The sequence below is a fragment of the Neorhizobium sp. T7_12 genome (genome assembly GCF_002968535.1).
GTDB classification, from domain to species: domain Bacteria; phylum Pseudomonadota; class Alphaproteobacteria; order Rhizobiales; family Rhizobiaceae; genus Neorhizobium; species Neorhizobium tomejilense.
This window is the reverse complement of the sequence record NZ_PVBK01000003.1, coordinates 123,314-140,554: the sequence shown is the minus strand read 5'-3', so window position 1 is coordinate 140,554 and position 17,241 is coordinate 123,314. Positions and strand designations below refer to the sequence as shown.

Sequence of the window (17,241 nt, the reverse complement as noted above, 5' to 3'; positions counted from 1 at the left end):
CATTCCGACCGATGGATTCGATGACCCTCAACAAACCGGCCCTGCAGGAGACGATCGATCAGGTCGCGGTTGCGTTCAGCCGCCTCAAGGGCATCAAGGAAGGCCTTGCCGGTGCCGATGCGGACGGCGGTATCCAGTTCGACGAATGGGACTGGGAAGTCGGCGTCGGCCTCTACGGCTTCCTGCGCCGCGCGCTTGCCGCCGGCGACCGGAAGGCCGTCGACGACCTCGTCGCCTGGTACGGCCGGCAAATCGGCAGGGGCCTGCCGCCGCGGCAGATCAACAGCACGGCCCCCATGCTGCCGCTCGCCATCCTCATCGACCATGTCGACAGGCCGGATTTCCGAGCGCTTGTCGAGGACTGGGCGGACTGGCTTGTCCACCGTCTTCCGAAGACCGAGGACGGCGGTTTTCAGCATGTCGTCAAGGAACGGCTGAACGACGGCGAGCTCTGGGACGATACGCTGTTCATGGCCGGCCTGTTTCTGGCGCGCGCAGGCGTCGCCTGCGCGCGTCGCGACTGGGTCGACGAGGCCGTCTACCAGTTCATGGTGCATGCCCGCTATCTGTCCGATCCGGTCACGGGGCTCTGGTATCACGGCTGGACCTTCAACGGCCGGCACAATTTCGCCAAGGCCTTCTGGGCGCGCGGCAACGCCTGGATCACGGTCGCCATTCCCGAACTGTTCGAGCTCGTTCCCGACCTCGAGGAAAAGGACAAGCGTTTCCTGTCGAACGTGCTTGCGAGCCAGGTGCGTTCGCTGAAGCGACTGCAGCGCCCCGACGGCATGTTCCATACGCTGCTCGACGATCCGACATCTCCGCTTGAAACATCGGCGACGGCCGGGATCGCCTATGGCATCCTGCGCGGCATCGATGCGGGCATCCTGGATGCCTCCAACCGGGTGCATGCGGAACGCGCGCTTTCGGCCGTGCTCTCACAGGTCGATGACGAGGGCGTTGTCCAGGGCGTTTCGGATGGCACGCCGATGGGGCACGATCTGGATTTCTATCGTCGTATCCCCAACCTGCCGACCCCTTACGGGCAGGCGCTGACGATGCTGCTTCTAACGGAAGTCCTGCTCGAGGGTGAGGAGGGCGCATGAACAGGTTCCCGTCCCTTCTCATCGAACCCGTGCAGGAGGATGAGACGGCGCGCATTCAGGCGGCGATCGACCAAGTGGCAGCGCGCGGCGGCGGCTGCGTCGAACTTGCCGAAGGCATCCACAATACGCGCGGCCTGCGGCTACAATCCGGCGTCGAGCTTCATCTGGCGATGGGCGCGATCCTGCGCCCGGCCGCCGACTACGGGGCTTACGAGCAGACATCGGTTTCGGTTGTCGCCGAGAAATCGAACCGTGCCATGATCGTCGCCAGAAACGCGACGGACATCGCCTTGACCGGCCCTGGACGGATCGAGGCGGGCGGCGAACATTTCATCGCCGGCAACGATGAGGCGATGGGCACGTTTGTCCCGGCGGAATTCCGCCCGCGGGTGGTGGTCTTCGAATCCTGCCGCGGCGTCCGGATCGAGCGGCTGGAAATCGTCGATTCGCCGATGTGGACGCTGCACCTCGTCAATTGCGACGACGTCTATGTTGGCGGTGTGAAGGTATCGAACAACCGGCGCATGCCGAATACCGACGGCCTCGTGCTCGACGCCTGCCGGCACGCGGTTGTGGAAGACTGCGTCATATCGACGGCCGATGACGGCATCTGCCTGAAGACCAGCGCCGGACCGGACGGCCAAGCGATCGGAGAATGCGAAAACGTGCTCGTGCGCCGCTGCCTCGTCGAAAGCAACAGCTGCGCGCTCAAGATCGGCACGGAATCCTACGGCGATTTCACCGACGTCGTCTTCGAGGACTGCCGCGTCCACGATTCAAACCGGGGATTGGGGCTGTTTTCGCGCGACGGCGGGCACATGACCGATATCCGTTTCTCCCGGATAGAGGTCGATTGCCACGAGACGCTCGACGGCTTCTGGGGATCGGGCGAAGCGCTGACGGTAACGGTGGTGGATCGCATCCCCACCCGCCGGGCCGGTGCGGTTCGAAACCTCGTCGTCGAGGACCTCCACGGCCAGATGGACGGGGCGATCGCGCTCGTTTCGACTTCCGCCGCGGAAATCGACGGCGTCAGGCTTTCGCGGCTGCGACTGCGGCAGCGGAAGGGGCCGCTCGGCACCGGACTTCGGTATGATCTGAGGCCGACCAACGCGGATATCGCACCGAGTGCGGCCGCTGCCGGCCGGGCGAATGCATGGACAAAGGGCGCGGACGGACGGGTGGTCGGCCTTGTCGACTACCCGGGTGGCATGCCGGCACTTTTTACCGCCGGCATAGAGGGGATTACGATCGAGGAGACGCATTTCGAGAGGCCGCAACCGATACCGGAAGGCTGGAACGTCGAAAGCGTCATCCATAAAGTGACTGAACCTGACGGGAGCAGGGAATGGGAAATCTGAAACTTACGAATGTCACCAAGGCGTTCGGCGCGCTGACCGTTCTGCACGGCATCGACCTGACGATCGACAACGGCAAGTTCGTCGTTTTCGTCGGTCCGTCCGGCTGCGGCAAGTCGACCCTCCTCAGGATCATCGCAGGGCTGGAGGACATCAGCGCCGGCGGCATCGAGATCGGCGGGCGCGACGTCGTCCAGCTTTCGCCGGCGGAACGGAAGATCGCCATGGTCTTCCAGTCCTATGCGCTTTATCCCCATATGAGCGTACGCAAGAACCTCGCCTTCGGGCTCGAGAACCTGAAATTCAAGCGCAGCGAAATCGAGACCCGGATCGGGGAGGCGGCGCGCATGCTGGCGATCGAGCCCTATCTGGATCGCAAGCCACGGCAGCTTTCCGGCGGCCAGCGCCAGCGTGTCGCGATCGGACGCGCCATCGTGCGCAATCCCGATATCTTCCTCTTCGACGAGCCGCTCTCGAACCTCGACGCGGCGCTGCGCGTACAGACAAGGGCGGAAATCACCCGGCTGCATCGCCAGCTGAGAACGACGATGATCTACGTCACCCACGACCAGGTGGAGGCGATGACCATGGCCGACGAGATCGTCGTGCTCAATGCCGGCCGGATCGAACAGGTCGGAACGCCGCTCGAACTCTTCGACAATCCGAGGAACCTCTTCGTGGCGGGCTTCCTGGGCTCACCGCGGATGAACATGCTGAAGGGCCAGGTGACGGCGGTCGGCGAAGCCGGGGTGACGATCGACGCCGGCTACGGCGCACCGCTCTCTGCGTCGATCGATCCCGCCGCGGCGAAAGTAGGCCAGGCCGTGCTCGTCGGCATACGGCCCGCGCATTTTTTGGTCGGCGACCAAGGACTGCCGTTCGTCGTCCAGTATCACGAGAGCCTTGGGACCGAGACCTATGTCTACGGGACGCTCGAGGGGCGGGACGAACAGATCATCGTCCACCAGACCGGCCATTTCGCGCCGCGGCCCGGCGACCTTCTGCGGATCATGCCGCTATCCGGCCGGGTGCACCTCTTCGATCCCGATAGCGGCCTGGCTTTGCCGCAATCCATTAGCCAACGGAGTGATGTCCATGAGCACGCCTAAGGCGACCGATTTCGGCGGCCGTGCCCTCGACTTCGTCATGGGCATCGTCGAGGCGCCGATCAACGGGTTCGAGCGGCTGATGGGCAGGAAGCGGATGCCCTATCTGTTCCTCGCACCGAACCTCATCCTTTTCGGCATCTTCACCTTCCTGCCCATCGCCATCGCGGTTGGTTATGCCTTTACCGGCGGCACCGGCCTTTTCGTGTCGGAGAGGCCTTTCGTCGGCTTCGACAATTTCCGTCAGCTCCTGCAGTGCGAGGACTATCTTCGTCCGGGGAGCTGCCGCGAATCCCTGTTCTGGACGGCGGTCTGGAACACGCTCTGGTTCGTAGGCTTCAACGTTGCCGCGACCCTGCTCGTGGCGTTGGTGACGGCTCTCATCCTCAACCGGGCGATGGCCGCGCGCGGTTTCTTCCGGGCCATGTTCTTTTATCCCGTCCTGCTGTCGCCGGTCGTCATCGGCCTGATCTGGAAGTGGTTCCTGGACCGCAACGGCCTGCTCAACGCCTTCCTGCAGATGCTCGGCGTTCCGCCGGAAATCTTCCTGCTGGACGTCGGCTGGTCGCGTTTCTTCGTGGTGGTGGTTTCAGTCTGGTTCCACATGGGTTTCTATACGCTGATCCTTCTCGCCGGCCTGCAGGCCATTCCGAAGGATCTCTACGAAGCCGCCTCGATCGACGCGGCCTCGCCCCGGCGCACGCTTTTCCGGATCACGCTTCCGCTTCTCGGGCCGAACCTGCTCGTCGTGCTGATCCTGCTGATGATCCGCTCGGTCCAGATCTTCGACGAAGCCTGGGTGCTGACCAATGGCGGCGGGCCCGGCACCGCGAACAGCTTCATCGTGCAATACATCTACCAGATGGCTTTCGGCAGCGACCTGCGCCTTTTCGGCCTCGCCTCGGCGGCCTCGGTGCTGATGGGTCTCGTGCTGCTGGCCCTGACGCTCATACAGCTGCGGCTTGGCCGCAAGATGGAGTCCTGACCATGTCGCAAGGCCTCTCACCCATCGCCTTCCTGACACGCACCCGCCGGCCGGGCCGGATCGGCGTCACCGACATTCTCTCCTGGGCCTGGCTGGTCCTGGGCACGCTTGCCGTGCTCATTCCGGTGGTCTGGGCGGGCCTTTCCTCGTTCAAGCCGGCCGCCGAGATCACCCGTTTTCCACCGACGCTGCTGCCGCGTGCGGCGGTCCAGCAGACCGTACCGGGCTTCGACGCCCCGCTCAGCCTCTGGACCGTCCATGTCGACGGGCAGCCGCGCGAGATGGCGATGATCCGGCGCATCGGGCTGAAGGCTCAGATGGTCGACCCGAGCAATCCCGGACCGCCGGTCAGCGTCGACGTCAAAAACATGTCCCCGGTCCAGCGGCTCACCATCGCGACCGAGAACTATACCGATCCGCTCACCCGGTTCGACTTCCTCACCTTTTTGAAGAATTCGGTCTTCGTCACCTTCGTCGCAACACTGCTGACGCTCGTCGTCAACGCGCTTGCGGCTTTCGCGCTGTCGAAATACCGGTTCCGGGGCGAGAAGGCGATCTTCGTGCTGATCATCTCGACGCTGATGATTCCCCTGACGGTGGTGATGGTCCCGGCCTATCTGGTCGTCGTTGGCGTCGGCCTGGTGGACAGTCTTTGGGGCATCATCATCCCGACGATCGCCTCGCCGACGGGTGTCTTCCTGCTGCGCCAGTACATGCTCACCATTCCCGACGAACTCATCGAGGCGGCGCGTGTCGACGCGGCAAGCGAGTTCCGGATCTTCTGGCGCATCGTCCTGCCGCTGACGGCGCCGGCGCTCGCGGTGCTGGCGATCTTTTCCGTCCTTTGGCGGTGGAACGACTTCCTCTGGCCACTGATCGTGCTCAGCAGCCGCGAAAACTTCACCCTGCAGGTCGGGCTCAACGCCTTCCAGGGCGAGTTTTCCGTGCAGTGGAACTACATCCTCGCCATGACCTTCCTGAGCCTGGCGCCGGTGACGGTCGTCTTCCTGTTCCTGCAGAAATACATCACAACCGGTATTGCCGGCACCGGAATGAAGTGAGATTCACCTGCGGGGCGGCGCGACGCTGCCCCGCAGCACCAGCTTGCACCCGAGCTCCAGCCGGTAGGCCGGCCGCAGCGGATCGTTGGCGACGAGCCGCTGTTCCAGAAGGTTGATTGCGGCCGCCCCCAGCCGGTCGGTCGGCAACTGGACCGTCGAGAGCGGCGGCGTGCTGAATTCCCCGGGCACGATATCGTCGAAGCCGAGCACGGACATTTCTTCCGGCACGCGCATGCCGAATGCCGCCAGCGCCCTCAGGCAGCCCAGCGCCAAGTTGTCGGCGGCGCAGAAGATCGCCGTCGCGCCGCGCAGGTTGCCATTTTCGGAAAGCAATTGGCGGATCGCCTGCTCACCTTGGTGGGGCTCGTATCCCTCCGCCTCGACGATCATCTCCGGCGATACGGCAAGGCCGGCTGCAAGATGCGCATCGGCATAGCCGTCATACCGGCGGCGGATGGTGGTCCTGCCTTTCCAGGTCAGATGCAGGATGCGGCGATGGCCGAGCGAAAGCAGGTGCTCGGTTCCCTGGCGGGCGCCGAAGCGGTTCTCACCGGTGACCGTATCGACCAGCATCGAAGGGTCCTCGCCGTTCAGGATGACGAGCGGCGCCCGCCCCGCGGCAAGGGTGCGGATCAGTTCCGGCCGATCGTCGTTGAGGATGACGATGCCGTCGACGTTTTCGGCCTGCGCCATGCGGCGCACCTCGTTCGCGTCGATCCGGCTGCCGGCGCTGACAAAAGGCACGATCCGGATGCTGAGCCGCTCGCATTCCTGGCGCAGGCTGTTGAGCATCGTCCAGCTGACGAGATTGACGTCGCTGTGGGGCGCCGCATCGCTGGTGATCGCCAGGAGGATGGTGCGAAGCGTGGCGATCGTCGCGCGGCTTCGACGCTTTTCCAGATAGCCCAGCCTTTGTGCGGAATTGAGCACCCGCTCCCGAACCTCTATGGATATCGGCGCGGTTCCGTTGAGAACATGGGACGCGGTACTGAGTGAAACACCGGCATCCAGAGCCACATCTTTCAAGCCTAGCTTGGCTTTCAACGGAATTTCTTTCGATTTAAGCTGGGTTTTGAAGCGCCGATGCGAGCAAACAATGTCTCGCATTGTTCGTGCAGGCCATTTGGATATCTCCGCGCACGACCCGTTGCCGGAGCGGTGCTTCATCCCCCTGATGCGATGAACCTCGTCCATCATGCATGCTCACGGGGCTTCAACGCAAGACAATCTTGACGCGGCCTTTCGCCGAAAAGCCGCGCCGTTGTTGTTCAGATGCCTTGGACTTTATTCGTCGATAACGATCGACTTGCCTTCCTTGACGGCCCGCACGGCTGCGTCGGCCAGCATCAGCGCGATCACACCGTCTTCGGCGGAAGGCGAGGGGGCCGAGCCGCTTTCGAGGCTGTCGATGAAGGCGGAAATTTCCGCCGCGTAAGCCTCGGTATAACGGGTCATGAAGAAGTCGTGCAGCGGCGGGCGGGTATAGCCGTCCTTGTTGGCGATCTCGATCGAGACCGGCCGCTGGTTTTCGGCAGCGACGGAGCCGAGCGATCCATGCACCTCGATGCGCTGGTCGTAACCGTAGCTCGCCCGGCGGGAGTTGGAGATGATGGCCTGCCTGCCGCTTTTCGTCGTCAGGATGAGGCTTGCGCTGTCATAGTCGCCAAGCTCGCCGATTTTCGGATCGACCAGCACGGCGCCGGACGCCATGACGCTGTGGATTTCCTCGCCGAGCAGGAAACGCGCCATGTCGAAGTCGTGGATCGTCATGTCGCGGAAAATGCCGCCGGAAACCTTGATGTATTCGGCCGGCGGCGGGCCGGGATCGCGGCTGGTGATCGTCACCATTTCCACCTTGCCGATCCTGCCGTCGTCGATCGCCTGTCGCACCGCCCGGAAATGCGGATCGAAGCGGCGGTTGAAACCGAGCATCACCTTGGCGCCGGTCCTGCGGACCGTCTCGACGCAGGCTTTGGCGCGGTCCACGTCGAGGTCGATCGGCTTTTCACAGAAGATCGCCTTGCCGGCCTTGGCGAAGCGTTCGATCAGGTCCGCATGGGTGTTGGTCGGTGTGCAGATGATGACGGCATCGATTTCGCGATCGGCCTCGACCGCGTCGATCGTGCTGACCTTGCAGCCGGTGCTGTCGGCAATTGCTTGCGCCGCGTCGGTCATGGCATCCACGACCGCCACGAGTTTCGCCCGCTTGTCCTCCGCGATGGCGCGCGCATGTACCTTGCCGATCCGGCCTGCGCCGAGAAGCGCCAGTTTCGTGACCATGATGTCCTCCCGTGACATTGTCCGCTGTTTCAGCCAGACCCGCCTGCGCGGGCAACGCAGCCGTTTTTCCTGCTGCGTTTCAGACTGTCCAAATCGAAATTTGGAATATATGTTCTATTTTGCTAGTTTGTGATTTCATCCATGTCAAGGAGAACGGAAGGACCGAATGGAGGACAGGGCGCCCGCCAGCATCAAGCAATTCGAAGAACGGCTGATCGACGTTTCGGAGAGCCTGCCGAAACGGCTGCGGCAATGCGCCGAGTATGTCGCGGCCAACAAGGACCGGATCGCGGTGTCTACGGTGGCCGAGATGGCGGAAGGGGCCGGCGTGCAGCCTTCGGCCTTCATGCGTTTCTGCCGGATCCTCGGCTTTTCCGGCTTCTCCGAAATGCAACGGCTGTTTCGCGAGTCCTACGCCGGCGGCTGGCCGGACTATTCGACACGGCTGAAAAACCTGCGGGAAAAGGCCGAGGGCAGCGCTTCCGCCCTGCTGGGCGAGTTCGTCGATGCGGGCCGCGCCTCCCTCGAAAACCTCCTGAAGACGATCGACGCCAAGACCCTGGACGCGGCCGTCGAGGCGCTGGCGAAGGCCCAGATGATCCACATCATCGGCCTCAGGCGCTCCTTTCCGGTCGCAAGCTACATCTCCTATGCGTTCGAGAAGATGAACGTTCCGGCCATGCTGCATTCCGGCGTCGGCGGGCTCGACAACCACAATGCCATCCGGACCGGCGACGTGCTGCTGGCGGTCACCTTTTCTCCCTATTCGGCAGAGACGGTGGATATGGTCGAGGCAGTGAGCGCGCGGGGCATCCCGGTCGTGGCCCTGACCGATACGATCGTCAGCCCCTTGCGGAAGTTCGAGGCGATCACACTTTCCGTCTCGGAGGTTGATTTCGGCGCTTTCCGCTCGTTGTCGGCGACGCTCTGTCTGGCCATCGTGCTGTCGGTGGCGGTGGGCACAAAGCGATCCGAGTGAATGTTTATGTTGAAAAATAGAAAAATAGAATTTATAGTCCATTTCTGAGTGGAGGCGGCCGGGGAGGATCGGCCGGTTCCGGGCGGTATCGACGGGCATAAAGCCCAACCGCCGCGAGGGAGGAAGTCTTGGCGTCACTGGATCTCATCACGATCGGCCGTTCGTCCGTTGATCTTTACGGCGTGCAGGTCGGCGGGCGTCTGGAGGATATGGCCTCCTTCAACAAATATATCGGCGGCTCGCCGACGAACATCGCCGCCGGTGCGGCAAGGCTCGGGCTGAAATCGGCGCTGATCACCCGCGTCGGCGCCGAGCATATGGGCCGGTTCATTCGCGAGCAGCTGATCCGCGAGAAAGTCGACGTGCGCGGCGTCAAGACCGATCCGGAGCGCCTGACGGCGCTCGTTTTGCTCGGCATCCGCGACCAGCACCAGTTTCCGCTGATCTTCTATCGCGAGAACTGCGCGGACATGGCGCTTTGCGAAGACGATATCGATCCGGCCTTTATTGCAGAAGCGGGCTGCGTCTGCGCCACGGGCACCCATCTTTCCCACCCGAACACCGAGGCTGCCGTCCTGAAGGCGCTGCGGCTCGCCCGCGAGAACGGCGCCCGCACGGCCCTCGACATCGACTATCGCCCGAACCTGTGGGGTCTTGCGGGCCATGAGGCCGGCGAAAGCCGCTTTATCGAGTCCGGCAAGGTGACCGCCAAGCTGCAATCGAGCCTGCATCTGTTCGACCTGTTGGTCGGGACGGAAGAGGAATTTCATATCGCTGGCGGTTCGACCGATACGCTCGAGGCGCTGAGAGCGGTTCGCGCCGTTTCCAAGGCGACGCTGGTCTGCAAGCGCGGCCCGATGGGCGCCGCCGTCTTCGAAGGCGATATCCCCGACAGCCTCGACAAGGGCCAGACGGGGCAGGGTTTTCCGATCGAGGTCTTCAACGTGCTCGGCGCCGGCGACGGCTTCATGGCAGGCCTGCTGAAGGGCTGGCTCACCGGCGAGGACTGGCCGACGGCGCTGAAATACGCCAATGCCTGCGGCGCCTTCGCCGTCTCGCGTCACGGCTGCACGCCGGCCTATCCGAGCTGGGAAGAGCTGCAGTATTTCTTCCGCACCGGCATCCGGGACAGGGCGCTGCGCAAGGACGGCGCGCTGGAGCAGGTACACTGGTCGACCAACCGGACCGGCGAGTGGCCGCAATTGCGGGTCTTTGCCTTCGATCACCGCATCCAGCTCGAAACCATTGCCGACGAGGCGGGCCAGAGTTCGGAGCGGATCGACGCGTTCAAGGCGCTTTGCCTGCAGGCCGCGCTCGACGTCTCGGACGGCAGGCAGGGCTACGGCATTCTCTGCGACGGGCGGCTCGGCCGCGAGACGCTTTACAAGGCAACCGGCACGGGGTTGTGGATCGGCCGGCCGGTGGAATGGCCGGGCTCGCGCCCGCTGACCCTGGAGCCCGAGCTCGGTCCCGATTTCGGCGGCATCACGGAATGGCCGGTCGAGAATGTCGCCAAGGTTCTCTGCTTCTACCATCCCGATGACCCGGCCGAGATGCGGGAAGAACAGGAAGAGGTGATCCAGCGCCTGTTTGCCGCCACCCGCCGCAACCGGCTGGAAATGTTGCTGGAGGTGATCCCCTCTAAGGTCGGCCCGGTCAACGATCGAACCGTTGCCGATATAATCGAGCGTTTCTATGAGATCGGCGTCTATCCCGATTGGTGGAAGCTCGAGCCGATGAAGAGCGAGGCCGCCTGGGCGAATGCCTGCGCCGCGATCGAGAAGCACGATCCCTATGTGCGCGGCATCGTCGTGCTCGGGCTCGATGCGCCGATGGCGGAGCTGGAGGAAAGCTTTGCCACCGCGGCACGCTTTGACCTTGTGAAGGGTTTTGCCGTCGGCCGGACGATTTTTGGCGATGCGGCGCGGCGCTGGTTTGCCGGCACGATCGGTGATGACGAGGCAGTGGCCGACATGGTGCGAAAATACCGCGGACTCTGCACGGCCTGGGACACGGCACGCGCAAGAGCTGGCAGCGGAGGAGGAAACGGGCGATGAAAACGGTGAGACTGACCGCCGCGCAGGCGATGGTGCGCTATCTCTCAAACCAGATGACGGAGGAGGGCGTGCCCTTCATCGCCGGTGTCTGGGCGATCTTCGGACATGGCAACGTCGCAGGCATGGGCGAGGCGCTGGCGGGCATTAGGCCTGACCTACCGACCTATCGCGGCCAGAACGAGCAGTCGATGGCCCATGCGGCGATCGCCTATTCGAAACAGCTGCGCCGCAGCCGAGCGATGGCGGTGACCTCCTCGATCGGACCGGGTGCGCTCAACATGGTGACGGCGGCGGCACTGGCGCATGTGAACCGCCTGCCGGTGCTTTTCATTCCGGGCGACGTCTTCGCCAACCGCGGTCCGGATCCTGTCCTGCAGCAGATCGAGGATTTCGGCGACGGTCTTGCCAGCGTCAACGACTGCTTCCGGCCGGTCAGCCGTTATTTCGATCGCATCAGCCGGCCGGAACACCTTTTGACCGCGCTGCCGCGCGCCATGCGGACCCTGACGGATCCGGCCGATTGCGGACCGGTGACGTTGGCCTTCTGCCAGGATACCCAGGCGGAGGCCTATGATTATCCGGAGAGTTTCTTCGAACCGAAGACCTGGCATTGGCGCCGGCCGCGGCCGGATGAGAACGAGCTTGATCGTGCCCTCGAGGCGATCCGGGCCGCAAAGAACCCGGTCATCGTCGCTGGCGGCGGCGTGCATTTTTCCGGCGCGACCGGCACACTCGCGGCGTTTGCGAGCCGGCACAATATCCCGGTCGTCGAGACGCAGGCCGGCAAGTCGGCGCTGCCCTGGGACCATGCATCGAATTTCGGTCCGGTCGGCGTGACCGGCGCTTCGAGCGCCAATGCCGTTTGCGAAAGCGCCGATCTGGTGATTGGCGTCGGCACCCGGTTCCAGGATTTCACCACCGGCTCCTGGGCGCTCTTCAAGAATCCCACACGCCGTATCCTGTCGCTCAATGTCCAGCCCTATGACAGTGCCAAGCACGAAGCGATCCCGCTCGTCTCGGACGCGAAGGTCGGGCTGGAACTGGTGAGTGCGGCGCTCGGCGATCATCGTTTCCGAGGAGTGGATGCCGGGCTCAAGGAGGACTGGTTCGCCAATGCGGATGCGGTCACCGCCGCCCCCAAGGACGGCAATCTTCTGCCGACCGACATGCAGGTGATCGGCGCCGTGCAACGCGCCTCGCGCGACAATACGGTCGTCATGTGCGCCGCCGGCACCATGCCGGGCGAGCTGCACCAGCTCTGGAAGGCAGGCAGGCCGCTCTCCTACCATATGGAATACGGCTTCTCCTGCATGGGCTACGAGATCGCCGGCGGGCTCGGCATCAAGATGGCGGAGCCGGATCGCGACGTGATCGTCATGATCGGCGACGGCTCCTACATGATGATGAACTCCGAGCTTGCGACGGCCGTTGCCATGGGCGTCAAGATCACCGTCGTGATCACCGACAACCGCGGTTACGGCTGCATCAACCGGCTGCAGATGGCGACCGGCGGCGAGCAGTTCAACAACCTCTATGCGCACACCAATCAGGCGAATCCGATGCAGATCGATTTCGCCGCCCATGCCGCCGCGATGGGCGCCGATGCCCGCAAGGTCTCCTCGATCGCGGATCTGGAAGGCGCGCTGAACGGTGCTCGGGAAGCGAAGGTCGCAACCGTTATTGTCATCGACACCGATCCTTATCCGACGCCTGAAGGCGGGGGATACTGGTGGGACGTCGCGGTGCCGGAGGTCTCGACCCGCGCTGAAGTCACGCAAGCTCGCGCCGCCTACGAAGCCGCACTCAAGGAAAGACGCTGACATGATCCTCTACGGTACCAACCCCATTGCCTGGTCGAACGATGACGACCGCTCGCTTGGCGCTCATATCAGCCTCGACCAGTGCCTGGACGAGACCGCGAGGATCGGTTTCGACGGCATCGAGAAGGGCCACAAGTTCCCGCAGGAGCCGGCAGCATTGAAGGCCGTGCTGGAGCCGCGCGGGCTGCGCTATGTTTCCGGCTGGCATTCGCTGAACCTGCTCGTCAATTCCGTCGAGGACGAGAAACGAGCGATGCAGCCGGCGCTCGACCTCCTCAAGGCGATGGGCTCAAACGTCATCATCGTCTGCGAGACCTCGAACGCCATCCATGGCGACGACGGCAAGGCCGTCAACGACCGTCCGAAACTCCCCGACAGCGAGTGGAAATCCTTCGGCGCTGGCGTCGAGGCGCTGGCGGAGTTTGCGGCCGGACAGGGCATCACGCTCGTCTACCACCACCACATGGGCACGATCGTCGAAAGCGAAGACGAGATCGACAGGCTGATGGCCCATACCGGCCCGCATGCAAAACTTCTGCTCGATACCGGCCATTGCCTGTTCGGCGGCGGCAACCCAGAGCGCGCCGCAAGCAATCACATGGCCCGCGTCGGCCATATCCATGCCAAGAACGTCCGGCCCGATATCGCCGCGCAGGTGCGGAACGAAGGTCTTTCCTTTCTCGAAGGCGTCCGCCGTGGCGTCTTCACCGTCCCGGGCGACAAGGAAGGCGGCGTCGGTTTCCCCCCGGTGCTGAAAATCGCCGCCGAGCATGGTTATGAGGGCTGGCTGGTGATCGAAGCCGAACAGGATCCGGACGTGCGCAACCCCTTCGAATACCAGAGCATGGGTCTTTCCTCGCTGAAGGCGATGGCGCAAGCCGCCGGACTCGACAAGGGGAGGGACAACGCATGACGAACCTGCTGCGCAAGCCGAAGGGCGCATTCGGCAAGGTGCATGACGTCACGCCGAAGGATGCCGGCTGGGGTTATGTCGGCTTTGGCCTCTACCGCCTCAAACCGGGCGAAAGTGCTGCCGAAAAGACAGGCGAGACGGAAGTCATCCTCGTGCTGGTCGAGGGCAGGGCGGATATCTCCGGAGGCGGCAACGCTTTCGGCGAACTCGGCGACCGGATGAACGTCTTCGAGCGCAAGCCGCCGCATTGCGTCTATGTGCCCGCTGGTTCCGACTGGAGCGCCAAGGCGACCACCGAATGCACGCTCGCTGTCTGCACCGCGCCGGCCAAGCCCGGGCGCGAAGCGGCGGTGATCGGGCCGGAAGGGCTTTCCCTCAATACCCGCGGCAAGGACGCCAATACCCGCTACATCTTCCCGATCGCCATGGAAGAGCGGGACGTCGCCGACAGCCTTCTGGTTACCGAGGTGTTCACGCCGGCTGGCAATTGGTCCTCCTATCCGCCACACCGGCATGACGAGGACAATTTCCCCGACATGACCTATCTGGAAGAAACCTATTACCACCGGCTGAACCCGGCGCAGGGGTTCGGTTTCCAGCGGGTCTTCACCGAAGACGGCTCGCTTGACGAGACCATGGCCGTCTCGGACCACGATCTCGTGCTGGTGCCGAAGGGCCATCATCCCTGCGGCGCGCCCTATGGCTACGAAATGTATTATCTGAACGTCATGGCCGGCCCGATCCGCAAATGGCGGTTCAAGAACCACCCGGACCACGACTGGATCTTCAGAAGGGACAATCCCTAAGCCGGTTGCCTAAATCAGTTCCCTGGGATGCTCGGCGATGTCGCCGATCTCGGCCATATGAGTGTCGAGCTTGTCGAGCATCTCGCGGAAAACGCCCGCATAGGCCGGATCGTCGGCGACGTTCCTCAACTCGTGCGGATCTTCCACGCAGTCGAATAATTCCCATTCCGGCGGGGCGCCGTTCGGTCTGGCGCCTGGCTGTCCCAGATCGTCATTGTACCAGTAGATGAGTTTGTAGCGGGCGTCGCGCACCCCGTAATGCGCCCAGGCGCCATGGATGGCATCGTTGTGCATCCAATAGCGATGGTACACCAATTGCTGCCAGTCGTCCGGAGTTCGCCCTTCCAGCACGGGTCGCATCGACCGCCCCTGCATGAAGGAAGGCGTCCGCACCCCTGCGTAGTCCAGGAAGGTGGGCGCAAAGTCGACGTTGCAGGCGAGGTCGCGACTGGTCGTGCCGGCCGGGATCGCCGCCGGGTAACGCGCCAAAAACGGCATCTGCAGACTTTCCTCGTACATGAAACGCTTGTCGAACCAGCCGTGCTCACCAAGGAAGAAGCCCTGGTCGGAGGTGTAGATCACCAGCGTGTTCTCGGTCATGCCTTTTTCATCGAGGTAGTCGAGCAGGCGGCCGACATTGTCGTCGATCGATTGAACCGTCCGGAGATAGCGCTTCATGTAACGCTGGTATTTGAATTCCGCGAAAGCCTGTGGATCGCTGAATGTGTAGTTCCGGCCGGTCGAAGCGCAGACCACGGTGATGCTTTCGCCACTTTTAAGTTCGGGCACGCGGCGAACCTGGATCTGATCCAGCATCAGTTCGCCCGCGACAGTGGCCGGCCCCTCCGGCTGCACCAACCCGAGGTCCTCCCAGTTGAGGTCGGAACGAACGCGCATGCGTGCTGCGGCGGCGGCGGCCGCGCGGCCGGAATAATCGTCGTTGAACGTCGACGGCAGCGGAAGATCTTCCTCCGCCCAGAGATGATTGTATTTGGGGTCGGGCACGAAATGGCGATGAGGCGCCTTGTGGTGGCACATCAGAAAGAACGGCCGGCCGTCGCCTTGTTCGATGAAATCGATCGATTTGTCGGTGATGATATCGGTGACATAACCCGGAATTCGCCGCCGGCCATCACGATCTATGAAAGCCGGGTCCCAATAATCACCCTGCCCGGGAACGACGGCCCAGTCATCGAACCCCTTCGGCTCGTGGAGGGGCCCTTCGCCGAGATGCCATTTGCCGAATATGCCGGTGCGGTAGCCTGCCGCTTTCAAAAGCTTGGCCACGTTGGGGAGACGATTGTTCATGTGCGTCACGAGCGTCGTGACGCCATTGACGTGGTTGTGCGTGCCGGCCAGGATCGCGGCCCTCGACGGCGTGCAGATCGAATTGGTCACATAGGTCGCGTCATGTCTCACACCCTCCTTTGCGAGGCGGTCGATATTGGGGGTGTGGTTGAGACCAGCGCCATAGGCCGAGATTGCCCGCGCGGCATGGTCATCCGACATGATGAAAAGGATATTCGGTCGCAAGTCTTTCCTCCCTCGCATGCGGCAGGAATACCTATGGTCGCAACCATCGAACCCGCCGCCTTGATCAAGGATACAGCGTCAGGCCATGCGCCAATAATGCAATTTCAGAAGCAAGCGATGCTGAAAACTGATCACTGCCGATCGCCTTGCCCGGCCTCCGGTGGATTATCGAGATGAAAGAGCTCCCTGCAGAGTGCGATCAGCTGGCGCACCGGAGCCCAGTCGCCGAGTTCTTCGCGATAGATCACCCCCGTCCGCGTGTGCCTGTAACTGAGATTGACCGGCACCGGGACGATGCGCGGGCAGGACGTCGCAAGTACGGCCGCATCGGGCAGCAGGCAGAGGCAATCGCTCCGCTGAAGGATGGACAATGTCGAATGCAGGCTCTCGCAGCTCAACCGGATATCGGGCTCCCGTCCCAGCCGCTCGAAAAGACCGTGCTGGGTGGTGGCCTGATAGATCGGTAGCTCGGAATGCACGAGCCAGGGATAATCGAGCAGGCGCTCCGGCGGAACCGCGCCCGCCGCATCGCGTGCGGCGAAGATCGGGTGATCCTCGCGGGCCATGACATTGTTGATCACTTTCGTCAGCGGAAGCGCAACAAGGCGGAAGTCTTGCGGATCATCGACCGTCATTCCCGTGAACAGCATGTCGAGGCGCCCCTCCAGGAGATCGGTGATCGAGGTCGCATAACGGCTGTTCCTGAGCTCGAACACGATCTTGGGGAACCGCCGCTGCATGTCGACGAGCAGCTCCGGCAGGATTGCCGGACGCCACATCGGTCCGGCGCCGATCCGCAGATAGGCCTTGCCTATTGCCCTGTCGGACATGAGTTCCTGCTCGGCCACTTCCCAGTGGCGCATCATCCGCAGCGATTCTGATAAAACCCTCTCGCCGAACAGCGTCGGACGGACACCGCGTGCGTGCCGCTCCAGAAGCGGCCGCCCGAAATGGGCCTCCAACTGGGCGAGAGATCGAGACAAAGCGGGTTGCGTGAGGTTCAGCCGCTCGGCGGCCCGGCGGAGGCTGCCTTCCTCCACGATCGCCTGCAGACGGAAGAGGTGGGTGATCTGATCCAGCATGGCAGTGATAAGCTTCGTTTATCGGTCACGCCGTTAATTGCATTTTTCGTGCATTGCCTCAACTGGTATGGCTTCGGAACGCCAAGAATATGTATCTGGCAGGATCTTATTCGCTACATGCAGCCTGTCTGGCCGGGGAGCGGGCAAGTCAGGCT

The 17,241-nt window shown here is 63.1% G+C and carries 14 protein-coding genes; 10 read left to right on the top strand and 4 right to left on the bottom strand.

Annotated elements, in window-relative coordinates; genetic code table 11:
• The first annotated feature begins 11 nt into the window (after nt 1-11).
• From C5J26_RS09640 to C5J26_RS09620, 5 genes are read left to right on the top strand one after another with little or no spacing between them, the layout of a single operon-like run.
• On the top strand, nt 12-1,106 hold the full coding sequence (locus C5J26_RS09640; protein ID WP_105401566.1) for a glycoside hydrolase family 105 protein: 1,095 nt from the start codon (nt 12-14) through the stop codon (nt 1,104-1,106).
• Nucleotides 1,103-2,467: a glycoside hydrolase family 28 protein gene (locus C5J26_RS09635; RefSeq protein WP_046665911.1), complete on the top strand. Its 1,365-nt coding sequence runs from the start codon at nt 1,103-1,105 to the stop codon at nt 2,465-2,467. Before C5J26_RS09640 ends, C5J26_RS09635 begins: the two co-directional genes overlap by 4 nt.
• The gene (locus C5J26_RS09630) at nt 2,455-3,573 is read left to right on the top strand and encodes an ABC transporter ATP-binding protein (protein ID WP_105401565.1); all 1,119 of its coding nucleotides are present in this window, start codon (nt 2,455-2,457) and stop codon (nt 3,571-3,573) included. Before C5J26_RS09635 ends, C5J26_RS09630 begins: the two co-directional genes overlap by 13 nt.
• Entirely contained in the window at nt 3,560-4,555 is a 996-nt protein-coding gene (locus tag C5J26_RS09625; RefSeq protein ID WP_105401564.1) for a carbohydrate ABC transporter permease, read from the top strand. Before C5J26_RS09630 ends, C5J26_RS09625 begins: the two co-directional genes overlap by 14 nt.
• 2 nt (nt 4,556-4,557) lie before the next feature.
• The gene (locus tag C5J26_RS09620; RefSeq protein WP_105401563.1) at nt 4,558-5,616 is read left to right on the top strand and encodes a carbohydrate ABC transporter permease; all 1,059 of its coding nucleotides are present in this window, start codon (nt 4,558-4,560) and stop codon (nt 5,614-5,616) included.
• 3 nt (nt 5,617-5,619) lie between these two features.
• Here the strand turns inward: C5J26_RS09620 and C5J26_RS09615 are convergent, their stop codons facing one another.
• Nucleotides 5,620-6,783: a LacI family DNA-binding transcriptional regulator gene (locus C5J26_RS09615; protein WP_371681907.1), complete on the bottom strand. Its 1,164-nt coding sequence runs from the start codon at nt 6,781-6,783 to the stop codon at nt 5,620-5,622.
• A gap of 117 nt (nt 6,784-6,900) precedes the next feature.
• Nucleotides 6,901-7,896, bottom strand: a complete 996-nt coding sequence (gene iolG / locus C5J26_RS09610; RefSeq protein WP_105401561.1) for an inositol 2-dehydrogenase — start codon at nt 7,894-7,896, stop codon at nt 6,901-6,903.
• 166 nt (nt 7,897-8,062) lie between these two features.
• Between iolG and C5J26_RS09605 the strand changes: the two genes are divergently transcribed.
• The 5 genes from C5J26_RS09605 to iolB all read left to right on the top strand — a co-directional run bounded on the left by C5J26_RS09605 (nt 8,063) and on the right by iolB (nt 14,471).
• Nucleotides 8,063-8,875, top strand: a complete 813-nt coding sequence (locus C5J26_RS09605) for a MurR/RpiR family transcriptional regulator (RefSeq protein WP_105401560.1) — start codon at nt 8,063-8,065, stop codon at nt 8,873-8,875.
• A gap of 128 nt (nt 8,876-9,003) precedes the next feature.
• Nucleotides 9,004-10,932 carry a 5-dehydro-2-deoxygluconokinase gene (gene iolC / locus C5J26_RS09600; RefSeq protein ID WP_105401559.1) on the top strand — a complete coding sequence of 643 codons (1,929 nt, stop codon included), beginning with the start codon at nt 9,004-9,006 and terminating at the stop codon, nt 10,930-10,932.
• Nucleotides 10,929-12,752, top strand: coding sequence for a 3D-(3,5/4)-trihydroxycyclohexane-1,2-dione acylhydrolase (decyclizing) (gene iolD, locus C5J26_RS09595; protein ID WP_105401558.1), 1,824 nt, complete (start codon nt 10,929-10,931; stop codon nt 12,750-12,752). Before iolC ends, iolD begins: the two co-directional genes overlap by 4 nt.
• Nucleotide 12,753: 1 nt before the next feature.
• Nucleotides 12,754-13,665, top strand: a complete 912-nt coding sequence (gene iolE, locus C5J26_RS09590; RefSeq protein WP_105401557.1) for a myo-inosose-2 dehydratase — start codon at nt 12,754-12,756, stop codon at nt 13,663-13,665.
• Entirely contained in the window at nt 13,662-14,471 is an 810-nt protein-coding gene (gene iolB / locus C5J26_RS09585) for a 5-deoxy-glucuronate isomerase (RefSeq protein ID WP_105401556.1), read from the top strand. Before iolE ends, iolB begins: the two co-directional genes overlap by 4 nt.
• Nucleotides 14,472-14,480: 9 nt before the next feature.
• Here the strand turns inward: iolB and C5J26_RS09580 are convergent, their stop codons facing one another.
• A complete protein-coding gene (locus C5J26_RS09580) occupies nt 14,481-16,022 on the bottom strand; it encodes a sulfatase (RefSeq protein WP_172745809.1) in 1,542 nt (513 codons plus the stop codon).
• A 113-nt stretch (nt 16,023-16,135) separates the two neighbouring features.
• Nucleotides 16,136-17,086 carry a LysR family transcriptional regulator gene (locus C5J26_RS09575; RefSeq protein ID WP_105401554.1) on the bottom strand — a complete coding sequence of 317 codons (951 nt, stop codon included), beginning with the start codon at nt 17,084-17,086 and terminating at the stop codon, nt 16,136-16,138.
• Nucleotides 17,087-17,241: the final 155 nt, after the last annotated feature.